Origin of the sequence: Vreelandella malpeensis, from assembly GCF_020622355.1 — a bacterium.
GTDB classification, from domain to species: domain Bacteria; phylum Pseudomonadota; class Gammaproteobacteria; order Pseudomonadales; family Halomonadaceae; genus Vreelandella; species Vreelandella malpeensis.
Map to the genome: position 1 here is coordinate 107,496 of NZ_WHVL01000002.1, position 15,793 is coordinate 123,288.

The 15,793-nt window shown below is 64.5% G+C and carries 13 protein-coding genes and 5 tRNA genes; 14 read left to right on the forward strand and 4 right to left on the reverse strand.

The genetic code is table 11. From position 1 onward, the window contains the following. Positions 1 to 220: 220 nt before the first annotated feature. The 9 genes from GEV37_RS05815 to GEV37_RS05855 all read left to right on the forward strand — a co-directional run bounded on the left by GEV37_RS05815 (position 221) and on the right by GEV37_RS05855 (position 7,507). On the forward strand, positions 221 to 1,999 hold the full coding sequence (locus GEV37_RS05815) for a tetratricopeptide repeat protein (protein WP_227389303.1): 1,779 nt from the start codon (positions 221 to 223) through the stop codon (positions 1,997 to 1,999). A gap of 89 nt (positions 2,000 to 2,088) precedes the next feature. Further along, positions 2,089 to 2,742: a lipoprotein insertase outer membrane protein LolB gene (gene lolB / locus GEV37_RS05820; RefSeq protein WP_227389304.1), complete on the forward strand. Its 654-nt coding sequence runs from the start codon at positions 2,089 to 2,091 to the stop codon at positions 2,740 to 2,742. Between the two features lie 3 nt (positions 2,743 to 2,745). Further along, a complete protein-coding gene (gene ispE, locus GEV37_RS05825; RefSeq protein WP_227389305.1) occupies positions 2,746 to 3,618 on the forward strand; it encodes a 4-(cytidine 5'-diphospho)-2-C-methyl-D-erythritol kinase in 873 nt (290 codons plus the stop codon). Positions 3,619 to 3,645: 27 nt separating this feature from the next. Beyond that, positions 3,646 to 3,720: transfer RNA gene (locus tag GEV37_RS05830), tRNA-Gln, on the forward strand. A gap of 59 nt (positions 3,721 to 3,779) precedes the next feature. Further along, positions 3,780 to 4,721 (forward strand): ribose-phosphate pyrophosphokinase, encoded by a 942-nt coding sequence (locus GEV37_RS05835; RefSeq protein ID WP_227389306.1) that lies wholly within the window; start codon positions 3,780 to 3,782, stop codon positions 4,719 to 4,721. Positions 4,722 to 4,814: 93 nt separating this feature from the next. Beyond that, positions 4,815 to 5,447, forward strand: a complete 633-nt coding sequence (locus tag GEV37_RS05840; protein WP_227389307.1) for a 50S ribosomal protein L25/general stress protein Ctc — start codon at positions 4,815 to 4,817, stop codon at positions 5,445 to 5,447. A 182-nt stretch (positions 5,448 to 5,629) separates the two neighbouring features. Then, the gene (gene pth, locus GEV37_RS05845; RefSeq protein WP_227389308.1) at positions 5,630 to 6,211 is read left to right on the forward strand and encodes an aminoacyl-tRNA hydrolase; all 582 of its coding nucleotides are present in this window, start codon (positions 5,630 to 5,632) and stop codon (positions 6,209 to 6,211) included. A 56-nt stretch (positions 6,212 to 6,267) separates the two neighbouring features. Further along, the gene (gene ychF, locus GEV37_RS05850) at positions 6,268 to 7,359 is read left to right on the forward strand and encodes a redox-regulated ATPase YchF (protein WP_227389309.1); all 1,092 of its coding nucleotides are present in this window, start codon (positions 6,268 to 6,270) and stop codon (positions 7,357 to 7,359) included. A gap of 71 nt (positions 7,360 to 7,430) precedes the next feature. Then, positions 7,431 to 7,507 (forward strand) — tRNA-Met (locus GEV37_RS05855). Positions 7,508 to 7,583: 76 nt separating this feature from the next. Here the strand turns inward: GEV37_RS05855 and GEV37_RS05860 are convergent. Next, complete coding sequence (locus tag GEV37_RS05860; RefSeq protein WP_227389310.1) at positions 7,584 to 8,900, reverse strand: M18 family aminopeptidase; 1,317 nt, start codon at positions 8,898 to 8,900, stop codon at positions 7,584 to 7,586. Between the two features lie 141 nt (positions 8,901 to 9,041). On the opposite strand from GEV37_RS05860, the gene GEV37_RS05865 reads away from it, so the two are divergent. After that, positions 9,042 to 11,138: a carboxy terminal-processing peptidase gene (locus GEV37_RS05865; RefSeq protein WP_227389311.1), complete on the forward strand. Its 2,097-nt coding sequence runs from the start codon at positions 9,042 to 9,044 to the stop codon at positions 11,136 to 11,138. Between the two features lie 234 nt (positions 11,139 to 11,372). On the opposite strand, the gene GEV37_RS05870 is transcribed toward GEV37_RS05865, so the two are convergent. The 3 genes from GEV37_RS05870 to GEV37_RS05880 form a co-directional block, all read right to left on the reverse strand. After that, positions 11,373 to 11,448: transfer RNA gene (locus GEV37_RS05870), tRNA-Asn, on the reverse strand. Positions 11,449 to 11,488: 40 nt separating this feature from the next. After that, positions 11,489 to 11,564 (reverse strand) — tRNA-Asn (locus tag GEV37_RS05875). A gap of 39 nt (positions 11,565 to 11,603) precedes the next feature. Further along, positions 11,604 to 11,679 (reverse strand) — tRNA-Asn (locus GEV37_RS05880). A 194-nt stretch (positions 11,680 to 11,873) separates the two neighbouring features. Between GEV37_RS05880 and miaB the strand changes: the two genes are divergently transcribed. The 4 genes from miaB (at position 11,874) to GEV37_RS05900 (ending at position 15,788) form a co-directional block, all read left to right on the forward strand. Beyond that, a complete protein-coding gene (gene miaB / locus GEV37_RS05885; RefSeq protein WP_227389312.1) occupies positions 11,874 to 13,235 on the forward strand; it encodes a tRNA (N6-isopentenyl adenosine(37)-C2)-methylthiotransferase MiaB in 1,362 nt (453 codons plus the stop codon). An 84-nt stretch (positions 13,236 to 13,319) separates the two neighbouring features. Then, entirely contained in the window at positions 13,320 to 14,402 is a 1,083-nt protein-coding gene (locus GEV37_RS05890) for a PhoH family protein (protein ID WP_227389313.1), read from the forward strand. Beyond that, on the forward strand, positions 14,399 to 14,857 hold the full coding sequence (gene ybeY / locus GEV37_RS05895) for an rRNA maturation RNase YbeY (RefSeq protein WP_227389314.1): 459 nt from the start codon (positions 14,399 to 14,401) through the stop codon (positions 14,855 to 14,857). The genes GEV37_RS05890 and ybeY overlap by 4 nt, the downstream gene beginning before the upstream one ends. A 46-nt stretch (positions 14,858 to 14,903) precedes the next feature. Continuing rightward, entirely contained in the window at positions 14,904 to 15,788 is an 885-nt protein-coding gene (locus tag GEV37_RS05900; RefSeq protein WP_227389315.1) for an HlyC/CorC family transporter, read from the forward strand. The last annotated feature ends 5 nt before the right edge of the window (positions 15,789 to 15,793 follow it).

The following is a 15,793-nucleotide window of genomic DNA, read 5'->3' on the forward strand; positions in this document are numbered from 1 at the left end:
GTCTTCGCTAGTGGATCGGTCGTAGAGCGACATCGGCCCGTCTCTGCTGGACGAGTCCCGTGTGTCTGAAGCCTTGCCGGCCCGGCGCAAAAATGGCGCTGACACGTGTCGTTTTCAAGGTGTAGCATTCTACCACAGACCGCCCGGTTCTGGCGTCACCACTTTGCCGCAGGCCACCGAGCCGCTATGCTGATCATCCGGCCACTTGATCGAGACACGCATGCCCCTTCGCGCGACATTCACGGGTTTACCCTGCTGGCCCCTGGCGGCCACGCTCCTGCTGGGCGGCTGCCAGTCGACACCCTCCACCGTCGACGGCGGCCTGCCGGCGTTCGTGAGCGACCCGATGGCCTCGGCGCCGCCGATCACCCAAGGGCTCGATGCCGAAGGCCTGGGCACGCTGCTCGGCGCCGAGATGGCCGGCCAGCGCGGCGACTTCCGCCGCGCGAGCGAAGGCTACCTCGCGGCGGCCGAACGCTACCCGGTGCCGGCGCTGGCCGAGCGCGCCACCTTCGCCGCGCGCTTTGGCAACGATACTGCCTTGATGGAGGCCTCGGCGCTGCGATGGCGCGAACTCGCCCCGAACGCCCAAGGCCCCAACCAGTTTCTCGCCAGCCTGTCCCTGTCGCGCGGCGACTGGCTGGACAGCCTCGAACAGCGCCTGGCAATCGCCAGCACCGGCGGCAGCGGCGATATCGCCGCCTTCGCCGAGCTGGCCGTCGCCGATGAGGCGCCGCTCGGCCTTCTGATTCGCCCGCTGCGCGACTTTCTCGACGACTACACCGTCATCAGCCCGGATGCGGACGCGCTCGAGGCGCAGAGCGACGTGCTGCTCGGCGCCGCCTTGATCGAAGCGGCGCTGGGCAACACGAGCCAGGCCCAGGCCCGCCTGGACCAGGTGGCGCGCCAGGCCCCGGAATCCGAGGCACTGTGGCTCGCCCGGGCGCGGCTGGCACTCGAGACCGGCGACAGCCGCGCCGCCCGCGACGCCGCCCGCCGGGGGCTCGAGCTCGCCCCGGATGACGTTCGCTTCGTGCTGATGCTCGCCCAGGCCAACATTCGCCTTGGCGACATCCAGGGCGCCGAGGCGCAGACCGATGCGCTGCTCGAAAGCCATGGCGGTGGCGAGGAGCTGCGCGTGGCGCTGGCCCAGCTCTACCTGGAAGAGAAGCGACCGGCGCCGGCCTACCGCCTGCTTCAACCGTTGATCGGCCAGGAGAACGTTCCCGATCTCGCCTATTATCTGCTTGGCGCCGTCACTCAGGCCCAGGGCGACCCCGACAACGCGCTGCTCTACTACCGCCAGGTGCGCGAAGGCAGCGAGTTCCTGCCCTCCCGCGCTAGCGCCGCCCAGATGCTGATCGATGAGGATCGGCTGGTCGATGCGCGCGCTTTCTTGCGTATCGAACGCATGCGCCACGACACCTACTTCAGCGACCTGGTACTGCTGGAAGTGCAGTTGCTCGACGCTCAGGGGCTGGGCCGCGAGGCCGAGGCGCTGCTCGACCGAGAAGTGACCCGCACGCCTGAGGACACCGGGCTTCGCTATCTCCGGGCGATGCGTGCCTTCGAGCGCGGCGACATCGACCTGATGGAGCGCGACCTGCGCCGTATCATCGACGCCGAGCCAGGCAATGCCGCCGCGCTCAACGCGTTAGGCTATACGCTGGCGGATGCCGGCCCGCCCGGGCGGCTCGTTGAGGCGCGCGAGCTGATCGAGCGCGCCTACGAGCTCGAGCCGGACAACCCGGCGGTGCTCGACAGCATGGGCTGGGTGCAGTTTCGTCTGGGCGAGCCCGAGGCCGCCCTGCCCTGGCTCGAAAGCGCCTACGCCCGGATGCCGGACCAGGAGGTCGCCGCGCACCTGGCCGAGGTGCTTCATGCCCTGGATCGCAGCGAGGATGCCCGCGCCCTGGTGCGTCGCATCCAGGCCCGCGGCGGCGAACAGCCGCACATCGACGAGCTGCTTCAGCGCCACCCGGAGCTCGGCGCGCCATGACACGGGGCGCGCCTTCTTCATGTACTAACGCCTCGAACGACTAACGCCTCGAACGATTCGGGGCGCATCACCCAACACGGAGTTTGACCATGCCGACCGCCTACCCTATCGCCTCGCCCCTCCACGCCGTCACCCGTCCCGCGCGGGCGCTGATGGCTGGCGTCGCCCTGCTGGCACTGGCTGGCTGCGCCACTCAGGCGCCCACGGATGAAAGCGGCCGCCAGGCAGGCCAGTGGGAGCGCCAGCAGGCCAGCGTCGAAGCCTTCGACAGCTGGACCATGGCCGGCAAGGCGGGGCTGCGCACGCCGGACGAAAACACCAGCGCCAACCTGGACTGGAACCAGACCCCCTACTACTTTCGCATGCTGATCAGCGGCCCCTTCGGCGGCGGGCGCAGCGTGCTCGAGGGCCGCGAGGGGCGCTTTTCGCTGACCACCAGCGATGGCCGCTTCGAGGCCGAGACGCCCGAAGCACTGATGGAGGAACAGCTCGGCTGGTCGCTGCCGGTGCGCGCCATGCCCGACTGGGTACGGGGCCTTCCGGGCGGCGACTCGAGCTATCAGCTCGAAACCGACGCGCTGGGCTTCCCGAGCCACCTCGAGCAGGATGGCTGGCAGATCGACTATCGCGACTGGGAAGAAGTGGAAGGCATGTGGCTGCCGCGCCGCCTGGTGATGAATATCGATGAAATACGCATCACCCTGGTGGTGAACCAGTGGCGTGCGCGCAGCGACCAGGAGTGACCCTTGGCGAGCAACGATAGTCCCGCGTGCCGGCTGACCCTGCCGGCACCGGCGAAACTCAACCGCATGCTGCACATCACCGGCCGCCGCCCGGACGGCTATCACACCCTGCAGACGCTGTTCCAGTTCATCGACCTGCAGGATGAGCTTACCTTCATCTTGCGCGACGACGGCGAGATCACGCTGGACGAGGCGCTCGACGGGGTACGCTTCGAGGATAACCTGGTGGTGCGCGCCGCCAGGATGCTGGCACCCTACCGCCATGACCGCCGCCAGGGAGTCGAGATCGGCCTCACCAAGCGCCTGCCCATGGGCGGCGGCCTCGGCGGCGGCAGCTCCAACGCCGCCACGGTCCTGGTCGGGCTCAACCAGCTCTGGGGGCTAGGGCTTTCCCTCGACACGCTGGCCGAGCTTGGCCTGTCGCTCGGCGCCGACGTGCCGGTGTTCGTCCACGGCAAGAGCGCCTGGGCTGAAGGCGTAGGCGAGAAGCTCACCCCGGTCACCCTCGACACGCCCTGGTTCGTGGTAATCCATCCCGGGGTGAGCGTCTCGACCCCGGCCGTCTTTCAGGACCCGGAATTGACACGCGCAAGCCCCCCCATTACTATGGCGCGCGCACTGCAGGGGGGAGCGAGCGCGTGGCGCAACGACTGTGAAGAAACGGTCAAGAAACGCCATCCATCGATCGCCTGCGCACTCGAGTGGCTCGGCCAGTACGCACCCAGCCGCCTGACCGGCACCGGCGCTTGCCTGTTTGCCGAATTCGAGTCCGAGCACGCCGCGAACGCCGTGACGCAAGAGGCCGCCAAACGCTATCACGCATGGACGGCACGCGGGCTCAACGGCTCTCCCCTACATGATGCTCTGGGCGGTTGACGCCCGATCGAGTCGTTCGGTTATTGCTGGGGTATCGCCAAGTGGTAAGGCACCGGTTTTTGGTATCGGCATTCCCAGGTTCGAATCCTGGTACCCCAGCCAACTCGACGGCGATCCGACGTTTTCTCCCCTGATCCCCAACACTGCAAAGGTGGCCGTGCGTGTCAAAATTGATGGTTTTCACCGGGAACGCCAATCCCGAACTCGCTCACAAGATTGCCGAGAGCCTGGACAGCCGCATGGGTCATGCGACGGTGGGCCAGTTCAGCGACGGCGAGATCGCAGTCGAGATCAATGAGAACGTGCGTGGCAAGGATGTGTTCATCCTCCAGTCCACCTGCGCCCCCACGAACGACAACCTGATGGAACTGATCCTGATGGTCGACGCCCTGCGCCGCGCCTCGGCAACGCGCATCACGGCGGTCGTCCCCTACTTCGGCTATGCCCGCCAGGATCGCCGCGTGCGCTCCGCCCGCGTGCCCATCTCGGCGAAAGTGGTGGCCGACATGATGGTCAAGGCCGGCGTCGACCGCGTGATGACGATGGACCTGCACGCTGACCAGATCCAGGGCTTCTTCGACGTGCCGGTGGACAACGTCTACGGCTCGCCGATCCTGCTCGACGATATTGAGCGCCAGAACTACGCCGACCTGGTCGTGGTCTCGCCGGACGTCGGCGGCGTGGTGCGCGCGCGCGCCATCGCTAAGCAGCTCAATGCCGATCTCGCCATCATCGACAAGCGTCGCCCCCAGGCCAACCAGGCTCAGGTGATGCACATCATCGGCGAGATAGAAGGTCGCACGTGCGTCGTGGTCGACGACATGATCGACACCGCCGGCACCCTGTGCAAGGCGGGCGAGGCGCTTAAGGATCACGGCGCCGCGCGCGTGGTGGCCTACGCCACCCACCCGATCCTGTCCGGCCCCGCGGTCGACAACATCAGCAACTCGGTGCTCGACGAAGTGGTCGTCACCGATACGATCCCGCTGGCCGAGCACGCTCGCCGCAGCGGCAAGATCCGCCAGCTCAGCGTGGCCGGGCTGATCGCCGAAGCGATCCGCCGGGTCAGCAACGAAGAATCTGTCAGCGCGATGTTCCATTGAGCTGACGATGAAAGCCCCCTCACGGGGCCATGAAGGCGTCGTCGTCTGGTCGCGGTCGGCGATGTCTTCCTACTCAAACCAAGAGGCACACACATGTCTGATTTTACTTTGAAAGCCAGCGTTCGTAACGACCTGGGGAAAGGTGCGAGCCGCCGCCTGCGTCGTGCGAACCAGCAGGTTCCGGCCGTCATCTACGGTGGTGAGAAGGAGCCGCAGTCCATCTCCGTCGAGAAAACCGCCTTCTACAAGGCGATCGAAGACGAGTCTTTCTTCTCGTCCGTCATCAACCTCGACATCGACGGCAAGAAAGAGCAGGTCGTGGTGCGTGATCTGCAGCGTCACCCCTTCAAGCCGCTGCTGACCCACGCCGACTTCATGCGTGTCGACGCCACCCACGAAATTACCATGAACGTGCCGCTGCACGTGATCGGTGAAGACAAGTGCGTCGGCATCAAGGACCAGGGCGGCGAACTGCACGTCATGGCCAACGAAGTGGCGATCAGCTGCCTGCCGAAGGACCTGCCGGACTTCTTGGCAGTCGACATCGCAAGCGTCGAGCTGGGTACCACTCTGCACCTGTCCGACCTCACGCTTCCGAAAGGCGTCTCTTCCGTGGACCTGTCCCACGGCGAAGAGCACGACCACGCCGTCCTCAACATCACCAAGGTACAGGTGCGTGACGAGGAAGAAGGCGAAGGCGAAGGCGAGGAAGGCAGCGCCGAGTAAGCGCACTCTTCACGGCCTGCCCGTGCATTGGGCCATGCCCGCATGGCCCAAGGATGTTAAAATCAAGCGCCCCGGCGCTTGATTTTTTTTGCGTGCCGGAAACGATCCGCCGCACCGGGCTTCGCGGAGGATTTCGAAGATCGTTCCCGGCATGGCAACGCTTTTTTGAATAGGAGGTGGGAATGAGCCAGGTGACGGCCATCATCGGACTGGGCAATCCGGGTCCTGACTACGAGGCGACGCGCCATAACGCAGGCTTCTGGCTGGTGGATGCGCTGGCACGCCGCGCCCACACCGAGCTTCGCCCGGAGAAGAAGTTCCTCGGCCTCTACGCCAAGGCACGCCTGGGGGATCGCGACGTCCATCTGCTCAACCCCACCACCTTCATGAACCGAAGCGGAGGGGCCGTTGCGGCGCTTTGCCAGTTCTTCAAGCTCGCACCGACAGAACTGCTCGTCGTCCACGACGAGCTCGACCTCCCCCCGGGCCAGGCGCGCTACAAAACCGGTGGCGGCCACGGCGGTCACAACGGCCTGCGCGACATCATCAGCGCGCTCGGCAACCAGAACGGCTTTCACCGCCTGCGCATCGGCATCGGCCACCCGGGGGAGGCGCGCCAGGTCAGCCACTATGTGCTGAACCGTCCGGGTAAGGCGGAGCAGGAAGCGATCGACCAGGCGCTGGCCGAGAGCGAGGCCACCCTTCCCCTGGCGCTTGCCGGCGACTGGGCCAAGGCCATGAACCGGCTGCACAGCGTCAAGTAGCCACCCGTTTTCACTTCAAGGCGGATCGACACCTCCGCCCCGGTCAGGATATTTACATGGGTTTCAATTGCGGAATCGTCGGCCTACCCAACGTAGGCAAATCCACGCTGTTCAACGCGTTGACCAAGTCCGGCATCGATGCGGAGAACTTCCCCTTCTGCACCATCGAGCCCAACGTCGGGATCGTGCCGATGCCCGACCCGCGTCTGGACAAGCTCGCCGAGATCGTCAAGCCCCAGAAGGTGCTGCCCACGACCATGGAGTTCGTGGACATCGCGGGCCTGGTGGCCGGCGCCTCCAAGGGTGAGGGCCTTGGCAACAAGTTTTTGGCCAACATTCGCGAGACCCAGGCGATCGCCCACGTGGTGCGCTGCTTCGACAACGACAACGTGATCCACGTGGCCAACCAGGTGGACCCGCGGGCGGATATCGAGACCATCAACCTGGAGCTGGCGCTGGCCGATCTCGATACCGTCGAGAAGGCGAGCCAGCGTCTGGTGCGCTCGGTCAAGGGCGGCGACAAGGACGCCACCGCAACCAAACTGATCCTCGACAGGATCCAACCGCACCTGGCCGAAGGCATGCCGCTTAGAAGCTTCGGGCTGTCCGATGACGAGAAGCAGCAGGTCAAGAGCTTCGGCTTTCTGACCCTGAAGCCGACCATGTACATCGCCAACGTCAACGAGGACGGCTTCGAGAACAACCCGTACCTCGATATCGTCAGGGAGATCGCCGCCGAGGAAGGCGCGGTGGTGGTGCCGGTGTGCAACCAGCTGGAAGCCGAGATCGCCGAGCTCGATGACGACGAGCGCAGCGTGTTCCTCGAGGAAATGGGCATGGAAGAGCCGGGCCTTGATCGAGTGATCCGCGCCGGCTACGCGCTTCTGGGCCTGCAGACCTACTTTACCGCCGGCGTCAAGGAAGTGCGCGCCTGGACCGTGAAGGCCGGCGCCACAGGCCCCGAGGCCGCCGGTGTGATCCACACCGACTTCCAGAAAGGCTTCATTCGCGCCGAGGTCATCGCCTATGACGACTTCGTCGCACTTGGCGGCGAACAGGGCGCCAAGGATGCCGGCAAGTGGCGCCTGGAAGGCAAGGAGTACATCGTCAAGGACGGCGACGTGATTCACTTCCGGTTCAACGTCTGACGCTTTCGAGCGCAAGGGTAAAATCGCTTGACGGGCGGCGCCTCGCTTTGTAATATTCGCCCCCGTTGAACGGCTACATAGCTCAGCTGGTTAGAGCACATCACTCATAATGATGGGGTCCCCTGTTCAAATCAGGGTGTAGCCACCAGATCCGAAAAAAGCCCGCCGATCTCTTGATCGGCGGGCTTTTTCGTGTGCCCAGGGGGCTTTCGCCCCCTCTCCTTTCAGCCCAACGTCGGGCGGTTCAGGAACGCGACCAGCGCGCGCGTCAGGTGCTCGACGTCCCGGGTGCCGGCGGTTTCGCGAATGGAGTGCATCGCCCACTGGGGCACGCCCACGTCGATGGTGGGCACGCCGATTTCGGTCGCCGTGATCGGCCCGATGGTGCTGCCACAGCCCATGTCCGCTCGAGTGACGAAGGACTGCACCGGCACGTCGGCCTCGCGGCACACGTCGCGAAACAGCGCTCCGGTCACGCTGTTGGTGGCGTAGCGCTGGCTGGCGTTGACCTTGATGACCGGGCCGCCGTTGATTCTTGGGCCGTGACGCTCGTCGTGCTTGTCGCGGAAGTTGGGATGCAGCGCATGGGCGTTGTCGCAGGAGATCATCAGCGACGACTGGATCAGCTGGATCAGCGCCTCCTCGCCACCCCGCCCGACCTGGGCATTGAGGCGCTTGAGCACATCGCCCAGAAACGGCCCCTGGGCGCCGCAGGCGCTGGCACTGCCTACCTCCTCGTGATCGTTGGCCACCAGCAGCGCCCCCTGCTCGCCGTCGCAATCGAGCAGCGCCTCCAGGCCGATGAAGCACGACAGCAGGTTGTCCAGCCGGGCGCTGGCGACGAGCTCGCGCTTCACCCCGATCAGCGATGGCGGCTGCAGGTCGTAGAAGCCCAGCTCGAAGTCCACCACCTCGACATCTTCGAGGCCGTGCTCGCGTGCCAGAAAGCGCGTCAGCAGCGACTCCAGAGTGGCGTCGTCGCTCTGCATCACGACCGGTGCCATCTGGGTCTGGGGATTGATCGCGCGACCGGCGTTGACCTCCCGGTCCAGGTGGATCGCCAGGCTCGGAATGATGGCGATGGGCTCGGCGACGTCGAGCAGCACGCTCTCGAGCCGGCCATCCGGATGGCGCACGTGCACGCGCCCGGCGAGTCCCAGGTCGCGATCGAACCAGGGCGCCAGCAGCACCCCGCCGTAGACCTGCACGCCAAGCTGCAGCCAGCCTGCCGAGCGCTGGGTGGCCTCGGGCTTGAGCCGCAGTCCGGGGCTATCAGTGTGGGCGCCGATCATGCGCAGGGCGTCAAGCCCCTGCGCCGGCAGTTGAAAGGCGATGAGCGAGGAGTCGTTGCGGGTGACGACGTAGCGCCCGCCGGCCTCGAGCTGCCAGTCGGCCTTCTCGTCGAGGCGCGTGAAGCCGCCCTGCTCCAGGTGCCGGAGCATCGACCGGGTGGCGTGCCAGGGCGTGGGCGAGTCCGCCAGAAATTCGCAGAGCCGCTCGAGGCGCCCCTCGCTTCGAGACGTGCTGTCGACCGCGTTCAAATTGAATGCCCTCCGTCGGAAAATCAGTGAGTATCACAGAGTGTATGTCCTGCTACAATGCTCTTTCGGCTTGCGCAACTCATGGGTTGGCTGCATGTCAAGGAACACTGAGTGACCATAAATTCCGGGAGAGCCTGACTGATGAGCTTGTTTGCAACGCTTTCGCGCTCGGTCGCCGTTGCCGTGATGCTGGTGATGACCAGCCCGGTGGCTTTGGCGCAACTTGCGCCGACCGATGAACAACGCCAAGCGGCAGTGGAGATCGGGGACGCGCTCCGCTACGGCCACTACGCCAATATCGATTTTGACGAGCAGTGGTCGCAGGAAGCCTTCCAGCGCTACCTGGACATCCTGGACAACCAGCGAGGCTACCTGCTCAAACGCGACATCGAACCGTACCGCCATCTTGAAGGGCACATGGACGAGGTGCTGTTCGAAGGCGAGCTCGACGAGGCCTTCGAACTCTACAACTTGCTCAGCGATCGCCATATCGCCCGGCTCGAATGGCTGCTGGAACGTCTCGACGAAGGGCTCTCCTTTGACTTCGAAAGCAACGAGCGACTCGAGATCGACCGCGAGAACGCCCCGTGGGCGAGCCGCGAAAGCGAGCTCGACGAGCTGTGGCGCAAGCGCCTCGAAAACGACGCCCTGACGCTCGCCCTGACCGACCAGGACGAGGAGCAGATCGAGGACAACCTGCGCCAACGCTACGAAGGCCAGCTCACCCGGCTCAACCAGACCGAATCCGAGGACGTGTTCGGCATCCTGATGGCGGCGATCTCCAGCACCATCGACCCGCACACCGGCTATCTGTCGCCGCGCCAGAGCGAATCCTTCGATATCCAGATGAGCCTGTCGCTCGAGGGCATCGGCGCACTCCTGCAGGCCGAGGGCGAGTATGTGAAGGTAGCGAGCCTGGTGCCCGGCGGTCCCGCCGAGCGCGCCGGGGTGCTCGAGCCCGCCGATCGCATCATCGCGGTGGGCCAGGAAGACGGTGAGATGGTCAACGTGGTGGGCATGCGCCTGGACAACGTGGTGGACCTGATTCGCGGTCCGAAAGGCTCGACGGTGCGCCTCGACGTGGTGCCCGCCCAGGCCGTCGACATGACGCGCTCCCATGTGGTCGAGATCACCCGCGACACGGTCAGCCTCGAGGATCAGGCGGCCCACGGCGAGGTGATCGAGGTCGAGCGTAACGGCGAGCCGCACAAGATCGGCGTGATCGACGTGCCTACCTTCTACGTCGACTTCGACGCCTGGCAGGCTGGCGAAGAGGAGTATCGCAGCACTACCCGCGACGTGGCCCGCGAAATCGAGTCGCTGAAGGAGCAGGAAGTCGAAGGCATCGTGCTGGATCTGCGCAACAACGGCGGCGGCGCGCTGCAGGAAGCCAACTCGCTGATCGGCCTGTTCATCGACCGTGGTCCTACCGTTCAGGTGCGCGACGCCCAAGGGCGCATCCAGCTCTACGGCGACACCGATGCCGGCACGCTTTATGATGGCCCGCTCACCGTGCTGACCAACCGCCTGTCCGCTTCCGCCTCGGAGATCTTCGCCGGCGCGATCCAGGATTACGGCCGTGGCCTGGTGGTCGGCACCACTACCTTCGGCAAGGGAACCGTGCAAACGCTCAACGAGCTGAGCCACGGTCAGATCAAGCTGACCCGCGCCAAGTTCTACCGTATTTCTGGCGAGAGCACCCAGAATCGCGGCGTCGAGCCGGACATCACCTTTCCCAGCCTGATCGACCCGGAGCGCATCGGCGAAAGCAGCCTCGACAACGCCCTGGCCTGGGACACGGTCCAGAACGTCCAGTACCGCCGCTACGGCAACCCGGAGGACTTCATCGGCGCGCTGACCGCGCAGCATCAAAAGCGTGCCCAGACGAACCCCAACTTCCGCTACCTGGAGCGCCAGTCGACGCTCGCCCGCCAACTGCGCGAGCAGCACACCAGCGTCAGCCTCAACCGCGAGCAGCGCCAACGCGAACTGGAGGCCCAGGAGGCCGAGCAACTGTCGCTCGAGAACCAGCGCCGCCGCGCGCTCGACCTTCCCGAGCTAGAGGAGTGGCTGGACGCCCGTCTCGACCCCAGCCTGAACGGCGAGCCCGTTGACGGTGAAGGCGACGAGGAAAGCGAGGAAGAGATGCCGGTGGACCGCGCTCACGTACTCGAAGCCGCCGAGATCATGCTCGACTACACCCACATGAAGAACGCCCAGCGCATGGCCCAGCGCTGAGCGGCTTCACACCTGCAAGCACCGCGCCCTCGGGCGCGGTTTTTTATGCGCCGCAGTCAACGCCCGTACGCAGCGGGCAGATCATCGGTACCGAACAGATACACGAAAACCAGGCGCGAAAAGCGGCCTGTCGTAAAATACTGGAATCGGGTATCGAAAAATCGGGAAACGAAAAAGAACCGGTAACGCGAAAAGACTAGGGAAGGTACTTCATGAGGATCGTCGAAAGATGCCTGGCTCCCCGAACAGGACTCGAACCTGTGACCCAATGATTAACAGTCATTTGCTCTACCAACTGAGCTATCGGGGAACGTCTTCAAGAAAAGCAGTCTTGCCGGGCGTAGTCGATGTGGCTCCTCGAACAGGACTCGAACCTGTGACCCAATGATTAACAGTCATTTGCTCTACCAACTGAGCTATCGAGGAACATCGAACTGCTTGACTACGGTGCTTGAGTGGAGCGTTTGGCTCCTCGAACAGGACTCGAACCTGTGACCCAATGATTAACAGTCATTTGCTCTACCAACTGAGCTATCGAGGAACTGCTCAAACACGGTGCGTAGTATACTCATGAATACGCTCGGGTCAAGCCTCGATTGCTGTCGGCGCTAGCCGCTGGAATCTTGTATCCGTATAATGCGCCTACTCTTTAGCGACACTCAAGGCACGCACCCGCGGCCAAATCGACGCTCCACTCATTTTCGTCGCACGACGATCCATAGATGACAGGTACCGATGGCGAAGAAGCTCTTCATCAAAACGCACGGCTGCCAAATGAACGAGTACGACTCCTCGCGCATGGCGGATCTACTCGGCGAATCTCACCAGTTGGAACTCACCGATGACGAGAAGGAAGCCGACGTCATCCTGCTCAACACCTGCTCGATTCGCGAGAAGGCCCAGGAGAAGGTGTTTCACCAGCTAGGCCGCTGGAAGAAACTCAAGGACGCCAACCCGGACCTGGTGATCGGGGTCGGCGGGTGCGTGGCGAGTCAGGAAGGCGAGGCGCTGAGAAAACGCGCGCCCCATGTCGACATGGTGTTCGGTCCGCAGACCCTGCACCGCATCCCGGCCATGATGGACGCGCGCAACGCCGCTGCGACTTCCGGCGCCAACATGATTGCCGCAGTGGACGTCACCTTTCCGGAAATCGAGAAGTTCGACCACCTGCCCAAGCCCTCCTCCGACGGCGCGACGGCGTTCGTCTCGATCATGGAGGGCTGCTCGAAGTACTGCACCTTCTGCGTGGTGCCCTACACTCGCGGCGAGGAGGTCTCGCGGCCTTTTGAAGCGGTGATGGACGAGGTGATCCACCTGGCCGACCAGGGCGTGCGCGAGATCAACCTCTTGGGTCAGAACGTCAACGCCTACCGCGGCGACAACCAGCTCGGCGAGGAGATCGACCTGGCCGAGCTGATCGCCTGTGTGGCGGCGGTAGAAGGCATCGACCGGGTGCGCTTCACCACCTCTCACCCGGTGGAGTTCACCGAGAGCCTGGTCGAGGCCTACGCCGAGATCCCGGAGCTGGTCAGCCACCTGCACCTGCCGGTGCAGTCGGGCTCGGATCGCATCCTTTCGGCGATGAAGCGCGGCCACGATCGCGAGGAGTACATCGCCAAGATGGAGCGTATCCGCGCCAACCGTCCGGACATCAGCTTCTCCTCGGACTTCATCATCGGCTTTCCCGGCGAGACCGAGCAGGACTTCGAGGACACGATGGACCTGATCCACCGTATCGGCTTCGACCACTCCTTCAGCTTCGTCTACTCGGCGCGTCCGGGCACCCCGGCGTCGGGCCTCGAGGACGACACGCCGGAGAGCGTCAAGAAGCAGCGCCTGAAGATTCTGCAGGAGCGTATCCTTCAGCAGGCCGCCCAGATCAGCCGGCGCATGGTGGGCTCCACCCAGCGTATCCTGGTCACCGGCTTCTCGCCGAAGGACCCGGGTCAGCTCTCCGGGCGAACCGAGAACAACCGCGTGGTGAACTTCCGCGCCGCCAATCCTAGTGATCTGATCGGCTACTTCGTGGACGTGGAGATCACCGAAGCCCTGCCCAACTCGCTGCGCGGCGAACTCGCCTCCCCCGAACGTTATTGACGGCTATTTGCCCCAAGTAATTGCCCAGGCGAAGCCTGGGCATTAAGCTCTGATCTACACCCATCGAAAACGGATCGCCTACTCTTGAGCCAGCCATCACCCCAGGCCAATCGAATTATCACCGTCAGTCTCGAACCCAACGATCCGCAGCGGCTGGCAAGCCTCTGCGGTCAGCGCGATGAGCACCTGAAACTGATCGAGGACCGGCTGGACGTCACGCTTCGAAACCGTGGCAACATCTTCCAGCTGGCGGGCGCGGCGAACCGCATCAAGGCCGCGGCCAACGTGCTGGAGCACCTCTACCGCGAAACCGCGGCCAGCGAGCTTTCGCCGGACACGGTACACCTGTTTTTGCAGGAGTCCGGTCTCGAGGCGCTGGACGACGACGAGGACGGCGAAGAGAGTGGTGACGTGATCATGCGCACCCCGCGCACCATGATCAAGCCGCGCGGTTTGAACCAGCAGCGCTACGTCACCAGCATTCGCGAGCACGACATCAACTTCGGCATCGGCCCGGCGGGTACCGGAAAGACGTATCTTGCCGTCGCTGCGGCGGTGGAGGCGCTCAACAGCCAGGAAGTGCGCCGCATACTGCTGGTGCGCCCGGCGGTCGAAGCCGGCGAGAAACTCGGCTTTCTGCCAGGCGACTTGGCCCAGAAGATCGACCCGTACCTGCGTCCACTCTACGACGCGCTGTACGAGATGATCGGCTTCGAGCAGGTGGCCAAGCTGATCGAGCGACAGGTGATCGAGATCGCGCCCCTGGCCTACATGCGCGGGCGCACGCTCAACAACGCCTACATCATCCTCGATGAGAGCCAGAACACCACGCCGGAGCAGATGAAGATGTTCCTGACCCGGATCGGCTTCGGCTCCACCGCGGTGATCACCGGTGACGTGACCCAGGTGGACCTGCCCAAGGGCCAGCGCTCGGGGCTCATCCAGGTGCTGGACGTGTTGAAGGACACCCCGGGAATCGGCGTGACCCACTTCGCCGCCAAGGACGTGGTACGCCACCCCCTGGTGCAGCGCATCATCGAGGCCTACGACGCCTTCGAATCCCAGCAGGAAGCCGAGGAGCGCGCCGAGCGCGAAGCGCGCAAGCAGGAACGCGAGGCCCGCCTGGCCGCCCGCGACAGCGCCCCGCGCTGGGACGACGGGCGATGACCGATATCGTGATCGACCGCCAGGTGGCGGTCAGCGCCGAGGTTCCCTCGCTTTCACAGCTCACCCACTGGGTGGGCTGTGTGTTTTCCGAGCATCCAGACGATCCTCGCCGGGAGCTGACCATCCGCTTCGTCGAGCAAAACGAGAGCCAGACGCTCAACCGCGACTACCGCGGCAAGGACAAGCCGACCAACGTGCTCTCCTTCCCCTTCGAAGCGCCGCCGGGCATCGAGCTTCCGCTTCTGGGCGATCTGGTCATCTGCCACGCGGTGGTCGAGGCCGAAGCCATCGAGCAGCGCAAGCCCCTGATGAACCACTACGCGCACATGGTGGTACATGGCACCCTGCACCTGCTGGGGTACGACCATATCGACGACGACGAGGCCGAGGCCATGGAGGCGCTGGAGCGCCGCCTGCTCGCCACCCTCGACATGCCCGACCCGTACGCCGACTGACGTTCGCCTTCGACGCCACCCGTTCGCAACCAAGAGATCCGACGCAATGAGTGAAGACCCATCGAGCACGTCCCACCAGAAATCCTGGCTCGAGAAACTCTTTGGCGCCCTCACCGGTGATTCCGACGAGCCCAGCTCGCGCGATGAACTGCTCACCTTCCTGCGCCACACCGCCGGCAAGCTGAAGCTCGATCAGGACGCCATCATGATCATCGAGGGCGCACTCGAGATCAGCGACCAGCAGGTGCGCGAGATCCTCATTCCGCGCTCCCAGGTCTCGGCCATCGCCCTCGATCAGACCAGCGACGGCTACCTGCCCCTGATCCAGGAAACCGGCCACTCGCGCTACCCGGTGATCGGCGAGAACCTTGATGACGTCAAGGGTATCCTGCTGGTCAAGGATCTTTTGCCGCTGCTCTCGCGCACCCAGGAGAGCCGCGACGCCTTCACCCTCGAGGAGGTGCTGCGCCCGGCGATGTTCATTCCCGAGTCCAAGCGGCTAAACAGCCTGCTCAAGGAGTTTCGCGATACCCACAACCACATGGCGATCGTGGTCGACGAGTACGGCGGCACCGCGGGCATCGTCACCATCGAGGACATTCTCGAGCAGATCGTCGGCGACATCGAGGATGAGCACGACACCGACGAGGACGATGCCATCCGGGCGCTGGACGACGGCCGTTACGCCATTCGTGCGCTGACCCCTATCGAGGACTTCAACGAGCGCTTCGACACCGACTTCTCCGATGACGAGTTCGACACCGTCGGGGGGCTGGTGATGCAGCAGTTTGGCCACCTGCCCGGGCGCGGCGAGCATACCACCCTCGGCGGTTGGCGCTTCGTCGTGCTCAACGCCGACAATCGGCGCATTCGCCTGCTCGAAGCTTACCGGGACGAAGATGAACCGCCCGGCACGGCGGATATCGACTAGCCTCG

What these genes read in the sequence shown, in the direction of transcription:
- GEV37_RS05865 (WP_227389311.1), top strand. Translation starts at nt 9,042, where the DNA reads ATGAGCTTGTTTGCAACGCTTTCGCGCTCGGTCGCCGTTGCCGTGATG.
- miaB (WP_227389312.1), top strand. Translation starts at nt 11,874, where the DNA reads ATGGCGAAGAAGCTCTTCATCAAAACGCACGGCTGCCAAATGAACGAG.
- lolB (WP_227389304.1), top strand. Translation starts at nt 2,089, where the DNA reads ATGCCGACCGCCTACCCTATCGCCTCGCCCCTCCACGCCGTCACCCGT.
- GEV37_RS05840 (WP_227389307.1), top strand. Translation starts at nt 4,815, where the DNA reads ATGTCTGATTTTACTTTGAAAGCCAGCGTTCGTAACGACCTGGGGAAA.
- ychF (WP_227389309.1), top strand. Translation starts at nt 6,268, where the DNA reads ATGGGTTTCAATTGCGGAATCGTCGGCCTACCCAACGTAGGCAAATCC.
- GEV37_RS05815 (WP_227389303.1), top strand. Translation starts at nt 221, where the DNA reads ATGCCCCTTCGCGCGACATTCACGGGTTTACCCTGCTGGCCCCTGGCG.
- pth (WP_227389308.1), top strand. Translation starts at nt 5,630, where the DNA reads ATGAGCCAGGTGACGGCCATCATCGGACTGGGCAATCCGGGTCCTGAC.
- ybeY (WP_227389314.1), top strand. Translation starts at nt 14,399, where the DNA reads ATGACCGATATCGTGATCGACCGCCAGGTGGCGGTCAGCGCCGAGGTT.
- GEV37_RS05900 (WP_227389315.1), top strand. Translation starts at nt 14,904, where the DNA reads ATGAGTGAAGACCCATCGAGCACGTCCCACCAGAAATCCTGGCTCGAG.